The following is a 494-nucleotide window of genomic DNA, read 5'->3' on the forward strand; positions in this document are numbered from 1 at the left end:
TCGGAAACTCGGCCTGGATGCAATGCGGCAGATCATCCCGGACGTAGAGGCACGTACCGCAGTACTGAGCCTCACCCAGTACATCAAGGAAATGCGTGCCGAGGTCACGGCCATGGGTGAGGCTGGCGGGTCAATGGAATCGGCCTACGCCAAAATGGCCGACACCCCTCAGGCTGAGCTGGATCGGTTCAACGCCTCTTGGCGGGAGTTCAAGCTGCAGCTTGGGGAGGTTGCAGAGTCGTTCGCGCCGCTGCTTGATTGGGCGTCAAGAGCGCTGGAAATCTTTGGCATGTTGCCCGAGCCGGTAAAGGCGTTTCTCGTCGCTACAACTGGCCTGGTTGCAGTTGGCTTCACCGCAGCCAAAGTCTTCGCAGCCATGAAGGAGCCTGCATTGATTCTCAAGGCGGCCCTCACGGCGCTGCCTGGTGCAGGCCCTGGTATCACATCCCTTGTCGGTCAGCTCGGCACCCTGATCGCCTCGCTGAAAACCGTCG

General features: G+C 60.3%; 1 protein-coding gene. It reads left to right on the forward strand.

Features of this window, described 5'->3' with window-relative positions; translation table 11 throughout:
* On the forward strand, positions 1-494 hold a 494-nt coding region (locus A6723_RS00075), incomplete at both ends, for a phage tail tape measure protein (RefSeq protein ID WP_064979531.1).

The sequence above is a fragment of the Pseudomonas sp. AU11447 genome (assembly GCF_001672555.2).
Classification (GTDB): Bacteria; Pseudomonadota; Gammaproteobacteria; order Pseudomonadales; family Pseudomonadaceae; genus Pseudomonas; species Pseudomonas nitroreducens.